The following is an 18,615-nucleotide window of genomic DNA, read 5'->3' on the forward strand; positions in this document are numbered from 1 at the left end:
CTAGATGAAAATTAAAAATTATAAAGAATTAGCAAAAATTGCTGGTTGTGGTGTTGGCACAATTTCGCGCTATTTTAGTGGCGGTTCAATTAGTGATGATATGCGAGAGCGGATTAACGCAATTTTACAACAAAATGATTTTTTATTTAAAAAGAATCAGGTGCAAACAAATGTTACATTATTAATTTTTGATAAAACATCAAAATGGACTTGCCAAATTATTCAATTTTTAGCAAATAAATTAGCCAATGAAAATATTATGATTAATATCGTGTTGGTTAATGAAGATGAAAACCTCTTTGACTTAAAGCTACAAGCCTTACAACAACAATGAAATATGAAAATAATTATTTTTACTAGTTATTATGAAACAGTTTCAAAACTATTAAAAAAATATGAAAATAATATCAATGTTCTTCTGTTTGGACAACAAAATAACAAGTTCCAAGCATTATATTTTAACTTTGAAAAAATAATGTATCAATTAGTAACAAAAATTGCTTTGCAAACAAAAGCAATCTTGTATTTATCATTAGGAACAGAGTGAAAAACATTATATCGAGGATATTTTAAGGCTAGTAATGATTTAAACTTATTGACAAATTATCTTGTTTTAACTGTTGATGATTATGAAACTGATGTAACATTATTGACAAATAAGATAATTGACAAACATATTGAAACAGTAATTTGTGTTGATGAAGAAAGTTATTTTCTTGTTAAAAGTATTAAAAAATTAGATTGCAAAATTATTAATGTTATTTTTGAACCCAATTTAGTGACTAATTATTTGATATCAAATCAAGCAATTAAAATTAATTTTAATTGAATTATTGAACAGATAATGATATTTCTAAATTCAAGAACAATTTCTGATGAACAACAAGAAATTCCCGTTGAAATTATTGGTTAAAAAGGTAAAATTGTTGAATGATAATATAGTTATTTTTATTTTTTTGATATAATAAGTGAGTATATTTTAAAGGAGGAAATTTAATGGCATCATTTAAAGCTGTTATCGCTGATCCTGTTGGGATGCATGCTCGCCCAGCTGCATTAATTGTAGGAGAAGCAGGAAAGTACCAGTCAGATATTACTATTTTCTCAGGAGGAAAAACTGGTAATCTGAAATCAATTATGACTATTATTGCGTTAGGAATTCACCAAGGTGCAGAAGTGGAAATTGTTGCATCAGGTGCTGACGAAAAATCTGCAATTGCAGGAATCGAAAAAGTAATGAAAGACAACAAGGTTATTTAGATTGGATTTTTATTGAATATACAAAACAAAAATAAATACTACAATTTTGTAGTATTTTTTATTATTTTTGATAGTAATCGGTTTCTTATCATTTTATTAAAAATTATTATATAATATTTTAGAGGTGTATGTAATGGTAATTCTTGCAATTGAAACAAGTTGTGATGAAACTAGTGTTGCGATTTATAAAAATGGAAAAATTTTAGCAAATGTTATTTCGTCCCAAATTAATGAACACACAAAATGTGGTGGTGTTGTTCCAGAGCTTGCGTCCCGCTTGCATTTAAAAAATTTTCCATATGTTTTATTAGAAGCTTTACAAACAGCAAAAATAAAAATCACAGATTTACAATACATTGCTTACACAGCAAAACCAGGTTTAATTGGTGCGTTACATATTGGTAAAATAATTGCTGAAACTTTAGCCAGCTATTTAGCAATTCCAATTCTGCCATTAAATCATTTATATGGTCATATTTACGCTAGTGCAATTGATAATAATTTTTTATTTCCCTTGTTAGCGGTCCTTGTTAGTGGTGGCCATACCCAACTAATATTAATGAAAAAACATTTAGATTTTGAAATTTTAGGTTCAACATTAGATGATGCAGTTGGTGAATGTTATGATAAAGTTGCACGCATGCTAGAACTAGGATATCCTGGCGGGCCAATCATTGATAAAATAGCAGGAACTGGGACACCAACCGCTTATCATTTACCATTGCCTTTGAATGACCAAAGTTATAATTTTTCTTTTAGTGGTTTAAAATCAGCGGCAGCTAATTTAATTGCAAAAGAACACGGTAAGGAAAATCTTAACCCCCCTAATTTTTGTGCCACCTTTCAGAAAACTTGTGTTGATATTATTATGCGAAAAACAAAGTTGGCAATTAAAAATTTTCAACCAAAGATGGTTACGTTAGTTGGCGGCGTTTCTGCCAATAGTGCATTGCGGACAGCAATATTAGATCTAGCAACATCAAATTTAAAAGTAATCATTCCAAAATTAGAATATTGTACTGATAATGCTGCAATGATTGCCCGCTTGGCGGAACAAGAATTAATGGAAAATAGAATAAAAGGAGATTAGATACAATGGCATCGTTTTTATCAAAATTAGAGACATTTGATTCAAAGAATTTTACCAAAAAGGAAAATGAAATAATTAAATATATTAAAGAAAATATGAAAGAAGTAACAACAATGAATATTGAAATTTTAGCACAACGAGTTAATACTGGTTATAGTGCAATTTATGGTTTGTTACGAAAAGTGCAAATTAAAGGTTATCGTGATTTTCTAATTGCAATTGCTGCTGATGTTGAAATTAAATCATTAGATTTTGAAAACATGGAAAGTTTAATGAAAAAAACATACTTTGATATTCTTAATCAAAATGATACGATGATTAATAATGATGTAATGAATCAAACGATTAATGCTATTAAGGTAGCATATCGAATTTTTGTGATTGGAATGGGTTCAACTAATGCTTTATCACAAACTTTAGCATTAGAATTATATCACTTTGGTTTTAATGCCTTTAATTTAAATGAAAATGAAGAGGATCTAATGGTTCGTTCTCGTTTTATGAATAAAAATGATTTAATTTTAGCTTATTCATTATTTGGTGATAATGAATCAGTCAACAAAGCTTTAACAATTGCGAAAGAAAAAGGAGTTACAATTATTGCTATTTCTGGAAAAGATATGTCAAAAGCGGTTCAATTATCAAATTGATCACATATTATTTCTACCCCTAATCAACGCGCTAATGACCATAAAATTTATGTCAATAAACTATTACCTTGAATGTATTTTACTGATCATTTAATTAATAAGATTTGATCATCAGATATCGTTGATAAAGAGTTTGTCATGGCACAACAAGATAATCGTTGGGATTATTAACAAATGGAAAATATTTCAATCCTTTCTAAGTTATCAATGATTCAAGGAAGTTGTACTAAAAAAGAAGTTAAAATTGCTAATTATATTCGCGATAATGTTCGCAATATTCGTAATATCAAGATTGAAGAATTATCAAAAGCAACGGGCATTGGTTATTCGCCAATTTATTCTTTAATTGATAAATTAGGTTTTAAAGGTTATCGTGATTTTATTATTGCAATTGTTGCTGAACAAGAACGATTAGAAACTAATAATTTAAATTTAGATGCAACAGAGAATATTTTTTATATTATCAAGATATTTTACAACGTAACAATCAAATTTTTCATAGTGATAAATTGTTAGAAACAGTGACACTACTAAAAAAAGCAAAAGCAATTTATTTAGTTGGTGTTGGTAATACCGGTTTATCAGTAAAAGAGTTAGCTAATCGTTTATTTAGTTTTGGTTTTGCTTGTAGTATTTTAGTTGAAGATGAAAATAATACTATTATGCGGGCAAGTTTAATGCAACCAGATGATTTACTAATTTGTATGAGTTTAGAGGGAAAAACACAATCTGTTGTTGCGGCTGCAAAAGAAGCAAAAAACAATGGTGCAAATGTTGTTGCCGTTACTTCAAAATATAATTCTGATTTATCAAAATATGCTGATGTTAACCATATTGTTGTTTCATCATCATTATATGAAAAAAGTGAAATTTTTATTTCAGTGCTATTACCATTAATATATTGAAACGATAATTTAATTCAGGTGTTATTATCAATGGATAAAGATCGCCAATATTTAGAAAATAAGGTTAAAAGTAATAAAATTTTAAAAAAGTATCGTTAAATTGCAAGGAACTAATGTTTCTTTTTGTTTTCTATAGTACAATATAAATTAAACATAGAATATTAAGAGGAGATTACAATGACACCACATATTAATGCCAAAAAAGAAGATATTGCTAAGACAGTTTTGATGCCCGGTGATCCATTACGAGCTAAATTTATTACGGAAACTTTTTTAGAAAATGTAAAATTAGTAAATGAAATTAGAAATATGTATATGTATACAGGGACTTATCAGAATAAACCAATTACAATTGCTGGAAACGGAATGGGTTGTCCAAGTATTGGGATTTATTCGTATGAATTATTTAAATTTTATTATGTTGATAATATTATTCGGGTTGGTTCAGCTGGAAGTTATGATGCAGCATTAAAAGTTTATGATATTGTTAATGTAACGGGAGCTTATGGCGAAAATAATTTTGCTGAAATTGTTGCTGGAGTTAATGATAAAGTTCTTCAAGCTTCACAAGATATTTTTGAAACAATTGAAGAAGTTGCTCAAGCAGCTAAGATTAAGACCTATCCTGGCATTGTCCATTCTTCTGATGTTTTTTATCGTAAAAATGCAGATGATTGAAAGAAGATTAAAGCTGAATATAATGCGGTTTGTGTTGAAATGGAATCATTTGCTTTGTTTGCTAATGCGTTAGCATTAAATAAAAAAGCAGCAACATTATTAACGATTTCAGATTCGTTTATTTCAGGTGAAGTTACCTCCTCTGCTACTGAACGCCAAAATAATTTTCACCAGATGGTTGAATTAGCATTACAAAGTGCAATTAAATTATAAAAACAAAAAGGAGATAAATAATGACGACAGTTTTACAATTATATCAAGATCAGATTCAAGATCAAAGTGAAATTACGATTTTAGGATGAGTGCGTTCAAATCGTAGTAGTGGAAAATTAGGGTTTCTAGTTGTTAATGATGGAACTATTTTTGACAATGTTCAAATTGTTTATAAGGCGGAACAATTAACTAATTTTTTAGAACTTAGTGGCGTACGTGTTTCATCGGTAGTAAAAGTTACCGGAAAGTTTTGTTTAACGCCAACTGCAAAGCAACAATTTGAAATTCAAGCAAGTAACATTGAAATTCTTGACCAAGCAAGTGAAGATTACCCGTTACAAAAAAAAGAACACACTTATGAATATTTACGTGAAATTGCACATTTACGAGCAAAAACTAATACTTTTAATGCAATTTTTCGAATTCGTAGCAGCAGTGCTTTTGCAATTCACGAATTCTTTAACAAAAATAATTTTATTTATGTTCATACTCCAATTATTACAGGGAATGATGCTGAAGGAGCTGGTGAATCATTTGTTGTTACAACAAGAACCGATGATCATTATGCCGAAGATTTCTTTGGCAAAAAAGCTAGTTTAACCGTTTCTGGCCAACTTCATGCTGAAGGGTTTGCGCAAGCCTTTCGTCAAGTTTATACTTTTGGCCCAACCTTTCGGGCAGAAAATTCTAACACAACAAAACATGCTGCCGAATTTTGAATGATTGAACCAGAAGTTGCGTTTATTGATTTAACCGAGAATATGGACTTAATTGAAACAATGGTGAAATATATTATTAATTATTTATTCAATAATAATCATCGTGAACTTGCGTTCTTAAATGATAATGGTGATGATCAGTTACTAACAAGATTACAAAATGTTGTTAATAATCAATTTGTGCGACTTTCATATACCGAAGCAATTACAATTTTACAAACAGCAGTAAAGAATGGTCATAAATTTGATAATGCTGATATTTTTTGGGGAATGGATTTACAAACTGAACATGAAAGATATTTATGTGAACAAGAAACTAAGAAACCAACGTTTTTATTTAACTATCCAAAAGAGATTAAAGCTTTTTATATGAAAGTTAATGATAATAAAACAGTCGCTGCTTGTGATTTACTGGTGCCAGGAATTGGAGAATTAGTAGGAGGAAGTGTTCGGGAAAATAGTTATGATAAGATTATTGCTCGTTGTCACGAATTAAAAATTCCAACAACAGATTTACAATGGTACTTAGATTTACGAAAATATGGTTATTATAAAAGTGCTGGGTTTGGACTTGGATTTGAACGTTTGGTAATGTATGTGACCGGAGCGTTGAATATTCGTGATGTGATTCCTTTCCCGCGTACTCCTCGTAATTTATTATTTTAATCTGATGCATACAAAAATTTTATTTAACAATAAAATTTTTTTTCTGCTATAATTTTTGCATTGCATAGATAAAGAAATATATTATTTAACTTAGTTATTTTTTATATGAAAGGAATATATAAATGAACGAAGTTATTAAGCAATTACGGATTCATAAGGGTTTGACCCAGCGTGAATTAGCAAAGATATCTGGCTTACAACAATCAACAATTTGTCGAATTGAAAAAGATTGTTCAAAAACTAGTTGAAATAAAATTTTAAAATTACTAGTTGCATTAAAATTAAATGTTAAAAAATTTATTGATAAACTGTCGACATATAATGAAAGTAAAGTATATGAATTTTTATCCTTAATTATTGATAATCCCAAAATTCGTAAAGAACTTGATCAAAGCCCACGAGTATTAGCATTAAAGGTTTTACGAATTTTTACTAATTAATTTAAAATAGTTAGATAATATTGTCTTACCGTGCAGTTGAATCAACTATGAAGAAAAAAGAAGACCATAAGGGTCTTTTATGTTTTTCCTTTAATTTTGTCGAAAACTCTTGATATTTATAAAATATACCTAAAATTAGGTATATTTTTAATATATAGAGGTAAATAAATGATGAAAAAAATAATTACAGAATTAATAAATAGCTTAACAGATGATCAATTTTTAGAATTTTATGAAAAAATAAAACAACAAGCAGACTTAATTAAAAAACAAAAACGTTTAAATGAAATTGATCAAAAATTTAGAGATAAAGGCATTATATGTCCTAATTGCAAATCTTTTCATTGTGTTAAAAATGGTCATAATTCCGAAGGAAAACAAAAATATTTATGTAAAAAATGTCGTGCTAGTTTTGATGCATTTCGTCATCATTTTACTTATTGAAGTCATTTAAATTATGAACAGTGAAATTTATTAATTCAAATTTCATTGTTAGGACAATCTAGTAAAATAATTTCTCGTTTTATTAAAACAACCCCAAAAACCGCTTGATATAATCGACAAAAATTAATGCAATCAAAACAATTAGAAAATACACAGTTAAAATTTAAAAAATTAAATGGTCAAATCCAAATGGATGAAACATTTATTAAAGAAATTCATAAAGGCAATTTTAAAGATAAATTTGATAAACGAAAAACTCATCTCGATCCATTTTCAACTGATACCAAATGCTGTATTCAAATGGCAGTTGATAGCAATAATAATATTTTTGTTCAATCCACCAATACCAAAAGATTACAAAAACAATGGATTATTGAAAATATGAATAAGCAACTAATTAAAGAAAAATCAATAATTATTTCTGATATGCAACCACTATATTTATTAGTAGCAAAACAAACAAATTCTACTCTATATTCCACCAAAACTAGTACAAACCCTGATACTAGTTATCAAAAGTTAAATAAGATTAGTAAATTACAATCCAGTCTTAAAGAAGCCTTAATTCATTATCGTGGTTTGGGTTTCACTAATATTCAAAATTATTTAAAGCTCTGAAAATGAAAATACCAACACAAAGGTTTAACACCAAACCAACAATCAACGGTATTATATTTTAACGTTTAAAAAATTTAAAGCAAAATCATAATCTTACACAAAATTAGTTTTCAAATTGTCATATTGATGATTTTTTTTATTTCATCAAGAGTTTTCGACAAAATTAAAGTGTTTTTCTGTTTTGTTTTTGTAAATTAGTGATATAATAATAAAGAATAGCTATTAATGTCGTAGAATGAGGAATAATACAGTGAATTGGGATTATTATTTTATTTTTGATGGAAATGGAACAACACAAACATTGCGTTGCATTTGCAAAACAGCTGTTGATGCAAAGGAAGCTTTGGAAGATTGTTATTTAGATAATAAATATAATACTGATATTGTTAATCAAATTTCATTTTGTTTAATCTTTACCTTTGATAATACAACGGATAATTATGAATTGAATAAACGGGCAACAGAAGAATTTATTAAAGAATTATCGGTTTGTCAACAATGTAATCGGGTAAAAAGTAAATTAGATCGTAATCAACTTTGTTCAGAATGTGAAAGCGAATTAGCAGGAATTGAAACCTTTCAATGTGACTTGTGTAAAAAACATCGTCTTGTTCGTGATGATTTTAACCGTGAATTATTCGGAAAATTATTAGTTAATAATAAAGAATATCTTATTTGTTTTAAATGTGCAGCGCAAAATTATCCGCTTCCAAGACAACAAGAAAGGATGGAAACATAGTGAATAAGACAAAAAATTTGTATATATTGTTTTACACTGAAAATGCACTTTATCCAGATCAAGCTAAAGTTGTTAAAATTTTTACAAATCAAATAGAAGCTAACAAATATTTACTAACAAAAGTAACTTTAAATGGCAAGAAAGTTTCAAAAGATAATAAATGAATTTTAAAAGTTTATGCTTATGTTGGTTCAAATGATCGTTATGAATATTCAAAATGAGAAACAGGGCAGTTTAAAAATGACATTGGTAATTGTATTCATTGTCATGAATATTTTTTACGAGAAAATAATGCCAATATGTGTGAAAAGTGTTTGGGTCAAGTCAAACAAGGACTGAAGGAATGTGAAGTTTGTCATAATTTCTTTAATCCTGTTGGAATTAAATTTGTTTCAAATGGGGATGTTTTTCCATCGTTAGCTTGTCCTGATTGTTCTAAAACATTAATTAAAAATTTGCAAATTACAATTAAATAATGAGAGGTATTTTAAAACCAAGAGATATTGTTATGACTGATTATTTTGATAAATTTTAATTAGTCACATCAGAGGTTTATGATTGATCTTAATAAATAATATAGCTTGGAAATACAGTTGAATTTTATTAAAAAAGGAACTATAAAAGTAATATCAATTAAAAAATAACATCGTAACAAAAATATTATAAAATATTAAGTAAAAATCTTTAATTTTGTCGAAAACTCTTGATATTTATAAAATATACCTAAAATTAGGTATATTTTTAATATATAGAGGTAAATAAATGATGAAAAAAATAATTACAGAATTAATAAATAGCTTAACAGATGATCAATTTTTAGAATTTTATGAAAAAATAAAACAACAAGCAGACTTAATTAAAAAACAAAAACGTTTAAATGAAATTGATCAAAAATTTAGAGATAAAGGCATTATATGTCCTAATTGCAAATCTTTTCATTGTGTTAAAAATGGTCATAATTCCGAAGGAAAACAAAAATATTTATGTAAAAAATGTCGTGCTAGTTTTGATGCATTTCGTCATCATTTTACTTATTGAAGTCATTTAAATTATGAACAGTGAAATTTATTAATTCAAATTTCATTGTTAGGACAATCTAGTAAAATAATTTCTCGTTTTATTAAAACAACCCCAAAAACCGCTTGATATAATCGACAAAAATTAATGCAATCAAAACAATTAGAAAATACACAGTTAAAATTTAAAAAATTAAATGGTCAAATCCAAATGGATGAAACATTTATTAAAGAAATTCATAAAGGCAATTTTAAAGATAAATTTGATAAACGAAAAACTCATCTCGATCCATTTTCAACTGATACCAAATGCTGTATTCAAATGGCGGTTGATAGCAATAATAATATTTTTGTTCAATCCACCAATACCAAAAGATTACAAAAACAATGGATTATTGAAAATATGAATAAGCAACTAATTAAAGAAAAATCAATAATTATTTCTGATATGCAACCACTATATTTATTAGTAGCAAAACAAACAAATTCTACTCTATATTCCACCAAAACTAGTACAAACCCTGATACTAGTTATCAAAAGTTAAATAAGATTAGTAAATTACAATCCAGTCTTAAAGAAGCCTTAATTCATTATCATGGTTTGGGTTTCACTAATATTCAAAATTATTTAAAGCTCTGAAAATGAAAATACCAACACAAAGGTTTAACACCAAACCAACAATCAACGGTATTATATTTTAACGTTTAAAAAATTTAAAGCAAAATCATAATCTTACACAAAATTAGTTTTCAAATTGTCATATTGATGATTTTTTTTATTTCATCAAGAGTTTTCGACAAAATTAAAGGTAAAAATTAATTAATTTAATATCGGAGGTTTTTGTATGTTTAAATGAAATAATAAAATTTTATTTTATGTTCTCTTAGGAGTTTTGTTATTAGTATTATCTTTTTTAATTGTTGATTTAGTTTTCACAATTATTGCTCCATTACCACAATTTAGTGCGTTAGGTTATGCAGAACGAGTATCAAATTATTATGCTTTTTTTACAACGCAAACAAATTATATTGTTGCAATGTATTTCTTTGTTTACTTATTTGAAAGTAAGTTTGCAAATCGTAGCCCGAGTTATTTAATAAAATTAGCAGTTACGACATATATTACAATTACAATGTTAGTTTTTTGGTTAGGAATTTTTATCAATACCCAAGATGCTAACCAATATGATGCTTATTCATGAATATCAACAATTGTGTTACATTTAGTGATCCCAGTTAGTATGATTATTAGTTATATTTTAACATCAGGGAATTTTCAATATAATCTTAAAAAACATCATAAATTAACATTATGATTAATTTTAATTTACCCAGTTTTGTATTTTATTATTATTTTAATTCGGGGAACATTATGTTATTTAGACCATAGACCATCAAATACATGATATCCATATTTTTTCCTAAATGTTTATCAAGAATGAGGATGATTAATTTTAATCTTTTCTTTCATTTGCATTTTGGCACGTTTGTTGGTTTACAATATTTATATTTTTTTTTAAATAACAAATTATATCGTAAGTATCATGGTGAAACATTAAATAAACGTGTTAATGAAAAAGTATTCGGAATTAAAGAAGAAAGTGTAACATTACAAAACAAAGATGTTTTCATACCACAAACATTATTAAATATTTTTTATCACTAAAATGGGTTTTAAAAAATATTTTTATTTTGAACTAATATATTTAATTTTTTAACAAATTATCTTATTTATTTTTTATTATTAAAGTTTATTAGTTTTGGTAGGGTGGTTGGGTTGTATAGAATAGAATGAATATTAAATTATATATGTAAAAGTTGTTAGTGTTATTGGGTACAATAACAATTGTTGGAAGCGGAATCATAAATCTGACCGCAAATAGTAATTTGATAGCAAACAATGAAGGAATTATTAACAAGAATTTATCAGTTTTACAAAGTCCTGAATCTGAAACGGATGAAGTTGATTGAGATCAAGTTAATAAATACTTTAAAGATTTAAATAAAAACTCTTCGAATAAAACTTCACGTGAAAAAGAGATGTTTAAATCAGTTAGTGAATTTGGTAAAAAAGTGTAAAAAAATATCAAAAAATGGGAGGACAATTATTTACGAATTTATTTGATATTATGATAAATGATTTTCGAACTGAATTTCCAGATTTTAAAAATTTGTATGACAAAGAAATCCAAAAAAATGAAGGAACTATGGCTTTTAGTTCAAATTCAGGGTTAAATTTTAATAATGATATTAATGTTGCAACCTATAGTATCAGCAAAGATAAACAAGCTGCATTAGAATATTGAGATAAACTAAATGATATAAATTTGGGGTTTAAAACAGCAACTACTATTGTCGCAATTGCAGCCGCTGGTTTTTGAGCAGCGGCCTGATTTTTTGGGATTAGTGTACCGTGAGCCATTGCGGCTACTGTTGTTGCGGCATCACCGGGTGTTACAACGGCGGGAATATCGTATTATTTAAATATAAATAATGAGTACCAGAATAATCTTATTAAAAGTATTCGTGTTACTTTATCAATAAAATAGGAGCTATTAGTACGGGGGGGGGGTACAACTGATCATTTTAATATTAAGTTATTTAAATGAACTGATTATGCAACTTCATGAGAAGAGTTTCTGAAATATTATGATTATATTAATTTAAATAATTCAGTTGTTGCGGCTGGTGGTCAAGGAGCAACTATTCAGCGAAAAAATATTAAAGTATCAACAAAATTAATTGGTTCTTCAAAAATTGATAAGAATAATTGATCTAGTCGGCAACCCATTTACCTTAAACAAGAACTAATAAATTATGAATATAGATTTATTGTCGCTCATCACACATCACGAATTGATATGTATTTATATCGTAGTGGCAAAGAAATTCATGCTCTTTTATGCATTATAACACAAAGTGTGAATGCTATTTATCGAGTATGAAATTCGTTGAAAGTTTCATCATTTGATGTTACAAATAAAGATTTTTATGAGCCAAATGACATAAATGATTGATGAAAAAATATAATTAAAGGAATACTAGGATAAAATTAGAAATTTAATATTATTAAATATTTATTAAAATTAAAACTTTGCTTTATAAAGCAAAGTTTTTTTATTTAAATAATTTAGTTGCTGAGGTTGGAAGACAAGGGAAAACAATTAAACGAAAAAATATTAAATTACCAACTATTTTTGTTCAATTTTTATTAATTGAAAATGGGATAATTTATAATTATTCCAAATAAAATTTACCTTTAAAAGTTCCAATTATTTCTCTCTATCATTGAAAAAGTGTTAAGTTGAAAAACTTGACTCTTTTTTTATTTAAGGTATGATATATAGGATGTTAAGTTTCATAGTTTAACAGGAAAAGAGAATTAGAAAGGAAAAAATTGATGGTAAAATTACGTTTAAAAAGAACAGGTAAAAAGAAAGCGGCTTTTTATCGGATTGTTGCAACAGATGCTCGTGTCAAACGTGATGGAGAATATATTGAATTAATTGGAACATATAATCCTTTAAATGGTGATGTAAAAATTGATCAAGATATTGCTTATAAATGATTATCAACAGGAGCGCAACCAACCGATACAGTTCGTAATTTATTAAGTAAAGAAGGTTTAATGACTAAGTTACATAATGAAAGACAAGTTTCAAAACCCAAAAAAAGCACAAAAAAATAGCTGTTGTTTAAAGTTACAACAATAAACAATATGTATATTACAGAACTTAAAAATTTAATTGAACCGTTAATTTCTCAAGACAATAACGAATTATATTATGAGATTCGACAATTGCCAGAAACAAAAACAGGTGAAATTAATTTATTAGTAATGTGTAGTGAAGAAGTTTTTGGGTATGTTGTTGGTAAATCAGGTTTAATTGCTAATAGTTTACGAACATTATTAAATATTAGAGGGCAATTTGATCAACATAAAGTTAATATTAAATTTGAGGTTTTTTAAATGAAAGATTTATTAAAAATTTTTAAGATTAATAAACCGCATGCAATTAAGGGAGAAGTTAAGGCAACTTTATTAATTAACATTAAGGATGTAGAACAGTTAGTTAATAAGGTAATGTTTCTTAAGTTGCCGCTGCTTTATCAACCAGTAACATTAATTAAAATTACACTTACTAATCATGGTTATATTCTTAAATTTAAAGAATTTAATAATATTAACGAAGTGTTAGATTTTAAAGAATGTTATTTGTTATGCCAAAAGGCGGATTTGGAATTAGCAACAGTTATTAGTCAAGAGGATTTAACTAATTTTAAAGTTTTTTATCAGGATGTTGTAATTGGAACATTATCACATCAATTTGAAACAAAAGCATATGTTGTTTTTGAAATTCAAAAAACTGATCAAACAAAGATGATGATTCCATATGTTGATGAATATGTTGAACAAATTGATTTGATTCAGCAAAAAGTAATTTTAAAAAAGGTTATTTAAATGAAACAGTTTACAGTATTGACTTTGTTCCCGGAAATGTTTAATAATTTTTTAACAACATCAATTATTGAAAAAGCTTTAGCAAAGAAACTAATTGCAATTAATATTGTCAATCTTCGGGATTATAGTGTTGGTAAACATCACCAAGTTGATGATTATCAATATGGCGGTGGTGAAGGAATGGTCCTAATGATTGAACCATTAGTTAAAGCCATTAAAGCGCACCAAACTAAAAATAGTATTACTATTTTATTATCACCTCAGGGAAAACAATATCGTCAACAGCAAGCTCAACAGTTGGCAAAACAAGAGCAGGATTTAATCTTGGTTTGTGGTCATTATGAAGGTTTTGATGAAAGAATTTTACATTATGTTGATTATGAATTATCAATTGGAGATTATGTTTTAACTGGTGGTGAATTAGCAAGTATGATTGTGATTGATAGTGTTGCAAGACTATGCAGTGATGTTATTAATGCACAGTCACATCTCAATGATTCTTTTACAAATAATCTCTTAGATTATCCCGTTTATACAAAGCCAGTTGCATATGATGGACATCTTGTGCCTGAGGTTTTGTTAAGCGGTCATCATCAAAACATTGCACAGTGACGAGAATATGAGGCATTAAAAAAAACTTGATTAAAACGACCAGATTTATTATCAAAAATAACTTTAACACCACAACAAGAAATTTTATTAACAAAAATTAAAAATGAAAAATAAAATAGGTTTATTAACCATAGAAAGGAAGAACAGTTATGAATATGCGTTTAACAGAAGAAATTACAAGGGATCAACTTCGTGCTGATTTACCTGAGTTTTCTTCAGGAGATACTATCAAGGTTCACTATAAAATTCAGGAAGGAAATAAATTTAGAATCCAAGTTTTTGAAGGAGTAGTAATTAAGTTACAAGGTAGTGTCATTACTAAATCAGTTACAATTCGTAAAATTAGTAATGGTGCTGGGGTTGAAAGAAATTTTCCACTACATTCACCTTTAATTGATAAAATTGAAGTTGTAAAATATGGGCGTGTTCGTCGTGCTCGTATTTACTATATGCGAAATCGTGTTGGTAAAGCTGCACGGATTAAGGAAATCATTAAAACTAAATAAATTAAAAAGGCTGTTAAAGTCTTTTTAATTTCTACTAAAATTATAAAACAAGGAGGAAACACAATTATGTGTGACAAGACAATTGCAATCCCAAGTGAATTTATTAAAAATAATAAAAGAGTTGATAAACTAGCAGCAACAGCAGATGTTATTATTGAAGTTGTTGATGCAAGAGTTGCGTACTCCGGTGCTAATCTTTTAAATTATGCAAAATTAGAACATGTAAAAAGAATAATCCTTTTTTCAAATACGCAAAAAGCTGATGTGGAACAAACAAAAAAATGAATGGAATATTATTATGGGCAAGGAATTTACTGTCAAATGTTATTAAGTCCTGACCAGCAAAGCGAAGAACAATATCAACAGTGTTTAAAAGGGTTTCATGCCTTTTTAAAAGATTATGTTGATAAAAAAATATTAATTATTAGTTTACCGCATAGTAATAAAGAAATTTTATTAGCAAAACTATTTAGCAATAGTGAAAGCTTTGAAAAAGCAAAATTAGCATTATTTGGTCGTGAGAAAGTTCATCGTTATAATAATGTTGAATTCATTGACACAGCACCGATTACCGGTGTTAATTTCAAAACACCTAATGTTTATTGAAATATCCAAATTTTAGGAATTTTTAATATTGAAGAAAACACAGAAGTTGTGGCCATTAAAGCCTTTAAATTATTATTAACAAAATATCAAGCAAAATTAGAAACAGCATATAGTGTTAATGTTCAATTAAAATCTTCGGTTGATGAACTTGTGAAAGAATTTATTAAATTAAAGTCAGCTAATGTTTCATTGCCAGAAGGCGAAACAACCGATAATTTATTACTTTGTGCTGATTTTTTAGCAGATCTTCAAAATGGGAAAAAAATCCCAGCAATTTCGTTAGAATGAGTTGAGGACTATTTTAAATAATAATTATATAAAGGAAAACATTAAGAAGGGAGAAAAAGAAGATGTCAACGAACATTCATTGATTTCCTGGCCATATGGCAAAGGCGATTAAGCAAATTGATGAACAAAGTAAATTAATGGATTTGATTATTGAAATTGTTGATAGTCGGATTCCTTTTTCTTCTGCCAATCCTTTAATTGATAAATTACGAGGTTCAAAGCCAAAACTAATTATTTTAAATAAAAAAGATTTGGCAGATCCAATCGTAAGCAAAGTATGACTTAATTATTATGAACAACAACAAATTGCTGTCTTACCATTAGATAGTAAACATACTAAAATTAATAAAATTATTGTTGAGAAAATTTATGCTGTTTTAAGTTCTAAAATTACTCGGGATAAAGCACGAGGTATTAAAACGCCAAAGTTAAAAGTATTAGTAACGGGGATTCCTAATGTTGGTAAATCAACTTTTATTAATGCTTTGGTAAACCGTAATTCAGCACGAGTTGGTAATAAACCTGGTGTAACAAAGGGCCAACAATGATTAAAATTAAATGAACAAATTGATTTAATTGATACCCCCGGGATTTTATGACCAAAAATTGAACAGCACCAAGTGGCTCTTAATTTAGCATTTACCCGGGCAATTAAAGAAGATATTTTACCAAAAGAAGATGTTTGTTTAGCAGCTATTAAATGAATGTATCAACATTACTTTTCATTATTAGCAAAACAATATCATTTATTACCAATTGATCAGTTTGATGTGACCAATGAAGTTGAATTATTTCATTTATTATTAAGAATGCAACAAAATCGTTTTCACAAAGTTGATGAAGACAATGTCATAAATATTGTAACTGACTTTTTAAATAAATTATGAAATAATGGATTTGGATTAGTTTCATTTGAGTTTCCGCCACAAAAGGAAATGTAAATTATGAATAGTTTTGAACAAAAAATTTTAGCATCATATTCATCCACGACAATAATGGCAGGAACAGATGAAGCAGGACGAGGTTGTTTAGTGGGTCCATTAGTTGTTGGTGCTGTTATTTTACCAGCTGATTACTTTAATCCAGCAATTAAAGATAGTAAAAAGTTAACGGTAAAACAACGAACAATGTTAGCAACAGAAATTATGAATGTTGCCATCAGTTATGCAATTGAAACAATGTCAGTGACAATGGTTGAAACACTTAATCCAAAACAAGCAAGTATTGTTGGGATGCAAAATGCAATTGATAAGTTAACAGTTAAACCAGATTTAATTTTAACTGATGCTGAAAAATTAGCGCCATCTTATCATTATCAAGCAATTATTGATGGTGATAATCTTTCACAATCAATTGCGGCAGCTTCAATTTTAGCAAAAGTAACACGGGATAATCTAATTTTAGAATATGATCAAACATATCCGCAATATGATTTTAAAAATAATAAAGGTTATGGGACTAAAAAACATTTATCTGCTTTACAAAAATATGGAATAACAGCAATTCATCGGAAAACTTATCGACCGGTTCGTGATCTTATTTTAAAAAATAATGTTACTGATAAATAAAAATTAAAAAAGTAAAATTCTTCGTGTTATATTCTTTATGTTAATAAGATACTTATTTATTAATAGAAAGGAAGCAAGATGCGTCGAGTTCTACTTTTTTTTGCATTAAAATATGAAGGGGATTGACTTAAAATTTATCAAGCGTTAGAGACAAAAGAAAAAATTGCTTATGAAGATTTAATTGATATTGAAACAAAAATTACTTGTCAGTATGTCACAATTATTGATCAAGATTATCCAAAGGCTTTTTGCAATATTTACCGACCACCTTTTGTGTTGTTTTATGATGGTGATTTAACGATAGTTAATAATAAATGCCATAAATTAGCAATTTGTGGTATAACAAAACCAGATGAAACAGGATTATTGATTACTAAAATGTTAACAAAAAAAATTATTAGACGAAAATTAATTTTAATTGTAATGCTAGAAAAAGGAATTAATCAATGTGTTATTGAAAATCTTGGGTTCGGTAATGGTGTTCTAATAATTAAAAAATGACAAGATTATGCGCACATTTGCAAAAAATATCCAGATGTTAAATTTCAAATTGTTATTTCTGAATCATATGATGGAAATTTAAAGAAAACAAAATATGAAATTTATCGAATTATGTCTGGTCTAATGGACGGTGTTATTATTGTTCAATCAAAACCTGATGATGATACGCATCGGCTTGTTACGTTAGCAAATCATGATGGCAAAGAAGTTTTTTGCTTTCCCGAACGAGTTACAATTGCTAATAAGAACAATAGTTTTATTAAAAATGGTGCACAACCAATCGAAAGTGTTAATGATATTTTTTGTAAGTTATAATGTTTTGCTATATTTATTAAAATATTTTTAGAATTAAAGATAAAAATTAATTATAAATGAATTGGACAACATATAATTTTAAAATTATCTTGCATTACTAGCAATAATAAGTTATAGTTGTTGTGTGATAAAAATAAAATGCTTATATATGTTAGTGTTATGGACTAACGTTTCTACATCTTACCGTTATTAAGATACTATAGGTCATGAAGATTCTTTTGTTTTATTTTCTTGATTTAACAAAAATAATTTGCATAACCTATTTAGAATTAACTATAGTAGTTTATGCTTTTATTTTTTTATTTTTGTAAAGGAGAAT

The 18,615-nt window shown here is 27.4% G+C and carries 26 protein-coding genes and 1 riboswitch; of the genes, 25 read left to right on the plus strand and 1 reads right to left on the minus strand.

All coding sequences use genetic code 4. The features are described from left to right. Positions 1-4 precede the first annotated feature (4 nt). The 16 genes from ACOBME_RS07455 to ACOBME_RS07530 all read left to right on the plus strand — a co-directional run bounded on the left by ACOBME_RS07455 (position 5) and on the right by ACOBME_RS07530 (position 11,987). Positions 5-913 carry a hypothetical protein gene (locus tag ACOBME_RS07455; RefSeq protein ID WP_338965383.1) on the plus strand — a complete coding sequence of 303 codons (909 nt, stop codon included), beginning with the start codon at positions 5-7 and terminating at the stop codon, positions 911-913. Positions 914-996: 83 nt separating this feature from the next. Further along, entirely contained in the window at positions 997-1,260 is a 264-nt protein-coding gene (locus tag ACOBME_RS07460; RefSeq protein WP_338965384.1) for an HPr family phosphocarrier protein, read from the plus strand. A 133-nt stretch (positions 1,261-1,393) separates the two neighbouring features. Then, positions 1,394-2,350, plus strand: a complete 957-nt coding sequence (tsaD, locus tag ACOBME_RS07465) for a tRNA (adenosine(37)-N6)-threonylcarbamoyltransferase complex transferase subunit TsaD (protein WP_419334821.1) — start codon at positions 1,394-1,396, stop codon at positions 2,348-2,350. 5 nt (positions 2,351-2,355) lie between these two features. Beyond that, entirely contained in the window at positions 2,356-3,171 is an 816-nt protein-coding gene (locus tag ACOBME_RS07470; RefSeq protein ID WP_338965388.1) for a MurR/RpiR family transcriptional regulator, read from the plus strand. 3 nt (positions 3,172-3,174) lie between these two features. Next, positions 3,175-3,516 carry a MurR/RpiR family transcriptional regulator gene (locus tag ACOBME_RS07475; RefSeq protein ID WP_338965390.1) on the plus strand — a complete coding sequence of 114 codons (342 nt, stop codon included), beginning with the start codon at positions 3,175-3,177 and terminating at the stop codon, positions 3,514-3,516. Positions 3,517-3,521: 5 nt separating this feature from the next. Then, entirely contained in the window at positions 3,522-4,004 is a 483-nt protein-coding gene (locus tag ACOBME_RS07480) for an SIS domain-containing protein (protein WP_338965391.1), read from the plus strand. Positions 4,005-4,082: 78 nt separating this feature from the next. Next, the gene (gene deoD / locus ACOBME_RS07485) at positions 4,083-4,796 is read left to right on the plus strand and encodes a purine-nucleoside phosphorylase (RefSeq protein WP_338965392.1); all 714 of its coding nucleotides are present in this window, start codon (positions 4,083-4,085) and stop codon (positions 4,794-4,796) included. Between the two features lie 20 nt (positions 4,797-4,816). Further along, the gene (gene asnS, locus ACOBME_RS07490) at positions 4,817-6,181 is read left to right on the plus strand and encodes an asparagine--tRNA ligase (protein WP_338965394.1); all 1,365 of its coding nucleotides are present in this window, start codon (positions 4,817-4,819) and stop codon (positions 6,179-6,181) included. 122 nt (positions 6,182-6,303) lie between these two features. Next, complete coding sequence (locus ACOBME_RS07495) at positions 6,304-6,621, plus strand: helix-turn-helix domain-containing protein (RefSeq protein WP_338965395.1); 318 nt, start codon at positions 6,304-6,306, stop codon at positions 6,619-6,621. Between the two features lie 168 nt (positions 6,622-6,789). Beyond that, positions 6,790-7,752, plus strand: a complete 963-nt coding sequence (locus ACOBME_RS07500; protein WP_338965748.1) for an IS1/IS1595 family N-terminal zinc-binding domain-containing protein — start codon at positions 6,790-6,792, stop codon at positions 7,750-7,752. A 181-nt stretch (positions 7,753-7,933) separates the two neighbouring features. Then, positions 7,934-8,422, plus strand: coding sequence for a hypothetical protein (locus ACOBME_RS07505; RefSeq protein WP_419334822.1), 489 nt, complete (start codon positions 7,934-7,936; stop codon positions 8,420-8,422). Then, a complete protein-coding gene (locus tag ACOBME_RS07510; RefSeq protein WP_419334824.1) occupies positions 8,422-8,898 on the plus strand; it encodes a hypothetical protein in 477 nt (158 codons plus the stop codon). The genes ACOBME_RS07505 and ACOBME_RS07510 overlap by 1 nt, the downstream gene beginning before the upstream one ends. Before the next feature lie 286 nt (positions 8,899-9,184). Further along, on the plus strand, positions 9,185-10,147 hold the full coding sequence (locus ACOBME_RS07515; protein ID WP_338963247.1) for an IS1/IS1595 family N-terminal zinc-binding domain-containing protein: 963 nt from the start codon (positions 9,185-9,187) through the stop codon (positions 10,145-10,147). Between the two features lie 136 nt (positions 10,148-10,283). Continuing rightward, positions 10,284-10,958: a hypothetical protein gene (locus tag ACOBME_RS07520; RefSeq protein WP_338965401.1), complete on the plus strand. Its 675-nt coding sequence runs from the start codon at positions 10,284-10,286 to the stop codon at positions 10,956-10,958. Between the two features lie 304 nt (positions 10,959-11,262). Next, entirely contained in the window at positions 11,263-11,517 is a 255-nt protein-coding gene (locus tag ACOBME_RS07525; RefSeq protein ID WP_419334826.1) for a hypothetical protein, read from the plus strand. A gap of 50 nt (positions 11,518-11,567) precedes the next feature. Further along, positions 11,568-11,987 (plus strand): hypothetical protein, encoded by a 420-nt coding sequence (locus ACOBME_RS07530; protein ID WP_419334828.1) that lies wholly within the window; start codon positions 11,568-11,570, stop codon positions 11,985-11,987. 104 nt (positions 11,988-12,091) lie between these two features. On the opposite strand, the gene ACOBME_RS07535 is transcribed toward ACOBME_RS07530, so the two are convergent. Continuing rightward, entirely contained in the window at positions 12,092-12,229 is a 138-nt protein-coding gene (locus ACOBME_RS07535) for a hypothetical protein (RefSeq protein WP_338965404.1), read from the minus strand. Between the two features lie 606 nt (positions 12,230-12,835). On the opposite strand from ACOBME_RS07535, the gene rpsP reads away from it, so the two are divergent. The 9 genes from rpsP (at position 12,836) to ACOBME_RS07580 (ending at position 18,296) form a co-directional block, all read left to right on the plus strand. Continuing rightward, positions 12,836-13,126, plus strand: coding sequence for a 30S ribosomal protein S16 (rpsP, locus tag ACOBME_RS07540; protein WP_174842681.1), 291 nt, complete (start codon positions 12,836-12,838; stop codon positions 13,124-13,126). A gap of 30 nt (positions 13,127-13,156) precedes the next feature. Further along, positions 13,157-13,408 carry a KH domain-containing protein gene (locus tag ACOBME_RS07545; RefSeq protein ID WP_127092573.1) on the plus strand — a complete coding sequence of 84 codons (252 nt, stop codon included), beginning with the start codon at positions 13,157-13,159 and terminating at the stop codon, positions 13,406-13,408. Next, positions 13,409-13,900, plus strand: a complete 492-nt coding sequence (gene rimM, locus ACOBME_RS07550; RefSeq protein WP_419334831.1) for a ribosome maturation factor RimM — start codon at positions 13,409-13,411, stop codon at positions 13,898-13,900. Next, positions 13,901-14,626 carry a tRNA (guanosine(37)-N1)-methyltransferase TrmD gene (gene trmD / locus ACOBME_RS07555; protein ID WP_338965408.1) on the plus strand — a complete coding sequence of 242 codons (726 nt, stop codon included), beginning with the start codon at positions 13,901-13,903 and terminating at the stop codon, positions 14,624-14,626. It begins immediately after the preceding gene. A gap of 35 nt (positions 14,627-14,661) precedes the next feature. After that, positions 14,662-15,018: a 50S ribosomal protein L19 gene (gene rplS / locus ACOBME_RS07560; RefSeq protein ID WP_338965409.1), complete on the plus strand. Its 357-nt coding sequence runs from the start codon at positions 14,662-14,664 to the stop codon at positions 15,016-15,018. 66 nt (positions 15,019-15,084) lie between these two features. Then, positions 15,085-15,933 carry a ribosome biogenesis GTPase RsgA gene (locus ACOBME_RS07565; RefSeq protein WP_338965410.1) on the plus strand — a complete coding sequence of 283 codons (849 nt, stop codon included), beginning with the start codon at positions 15,085-15,087 and terminating at the stop codon, positions 15,931-15,933. 41 nt (positions 15,934-15,974) lie between these two features. After that, on the plus strand, positions 15,975-16,853 hold the full coding sequence (ylqF, locus tag ACOBME_RS07570) for a ribosome biogenesis GTPase YlqF (RefSeq protein ID WP_338965412.1): 879 nt from the start codon (positions 15,975-15,977) through the stop codon (positions 16,851-16,853). Between the two features lie 3 nt (positions 16,854-16,856). Further along, positions 16,857-17,480 carry a ribonuclease HII gene (locus tag ACOBME_RS07575; protein WP_338965413.1) on the plus strand — a complete coding sequence of 208 codons (624 nt, stop codon included), beginning with the start codon at positions 16,857-16,859 and terminating at the stop codon, positions 17,478-17,480. Between the two features lie 78 nt (positions 17,481-17,558). Further along, on the plus strand, positions 17,559-18,296 hold the full coding sequence (locus tag ACOBME_RS07580) for a DNA-processing protein DprA (protein ID WP_338965415.1): 738 nt from the start codon (positions 17,559-17,561) through the stop codon (positions 18,294-18,296). A gap of 122 nt (positions 18,297-18,418) precedes the next feature. Continuing rightward, positions 18,419-18,516: riboswitch (purine riboswitch) on the plus strand. Positions 18,517-18,615 lie beyond the last annotated feature (99 nt).

Source organism: Spiroplasma endosymbiont of Sarcophaga variegata, assembly GCF_965178695.1.
Lineage (GTDB): Bacteria > Bacillota_I > Bacilli_A > Mycoplasmatales > Mycoplasmataceae > Spiroplasma > Spiroplasma poulsonii.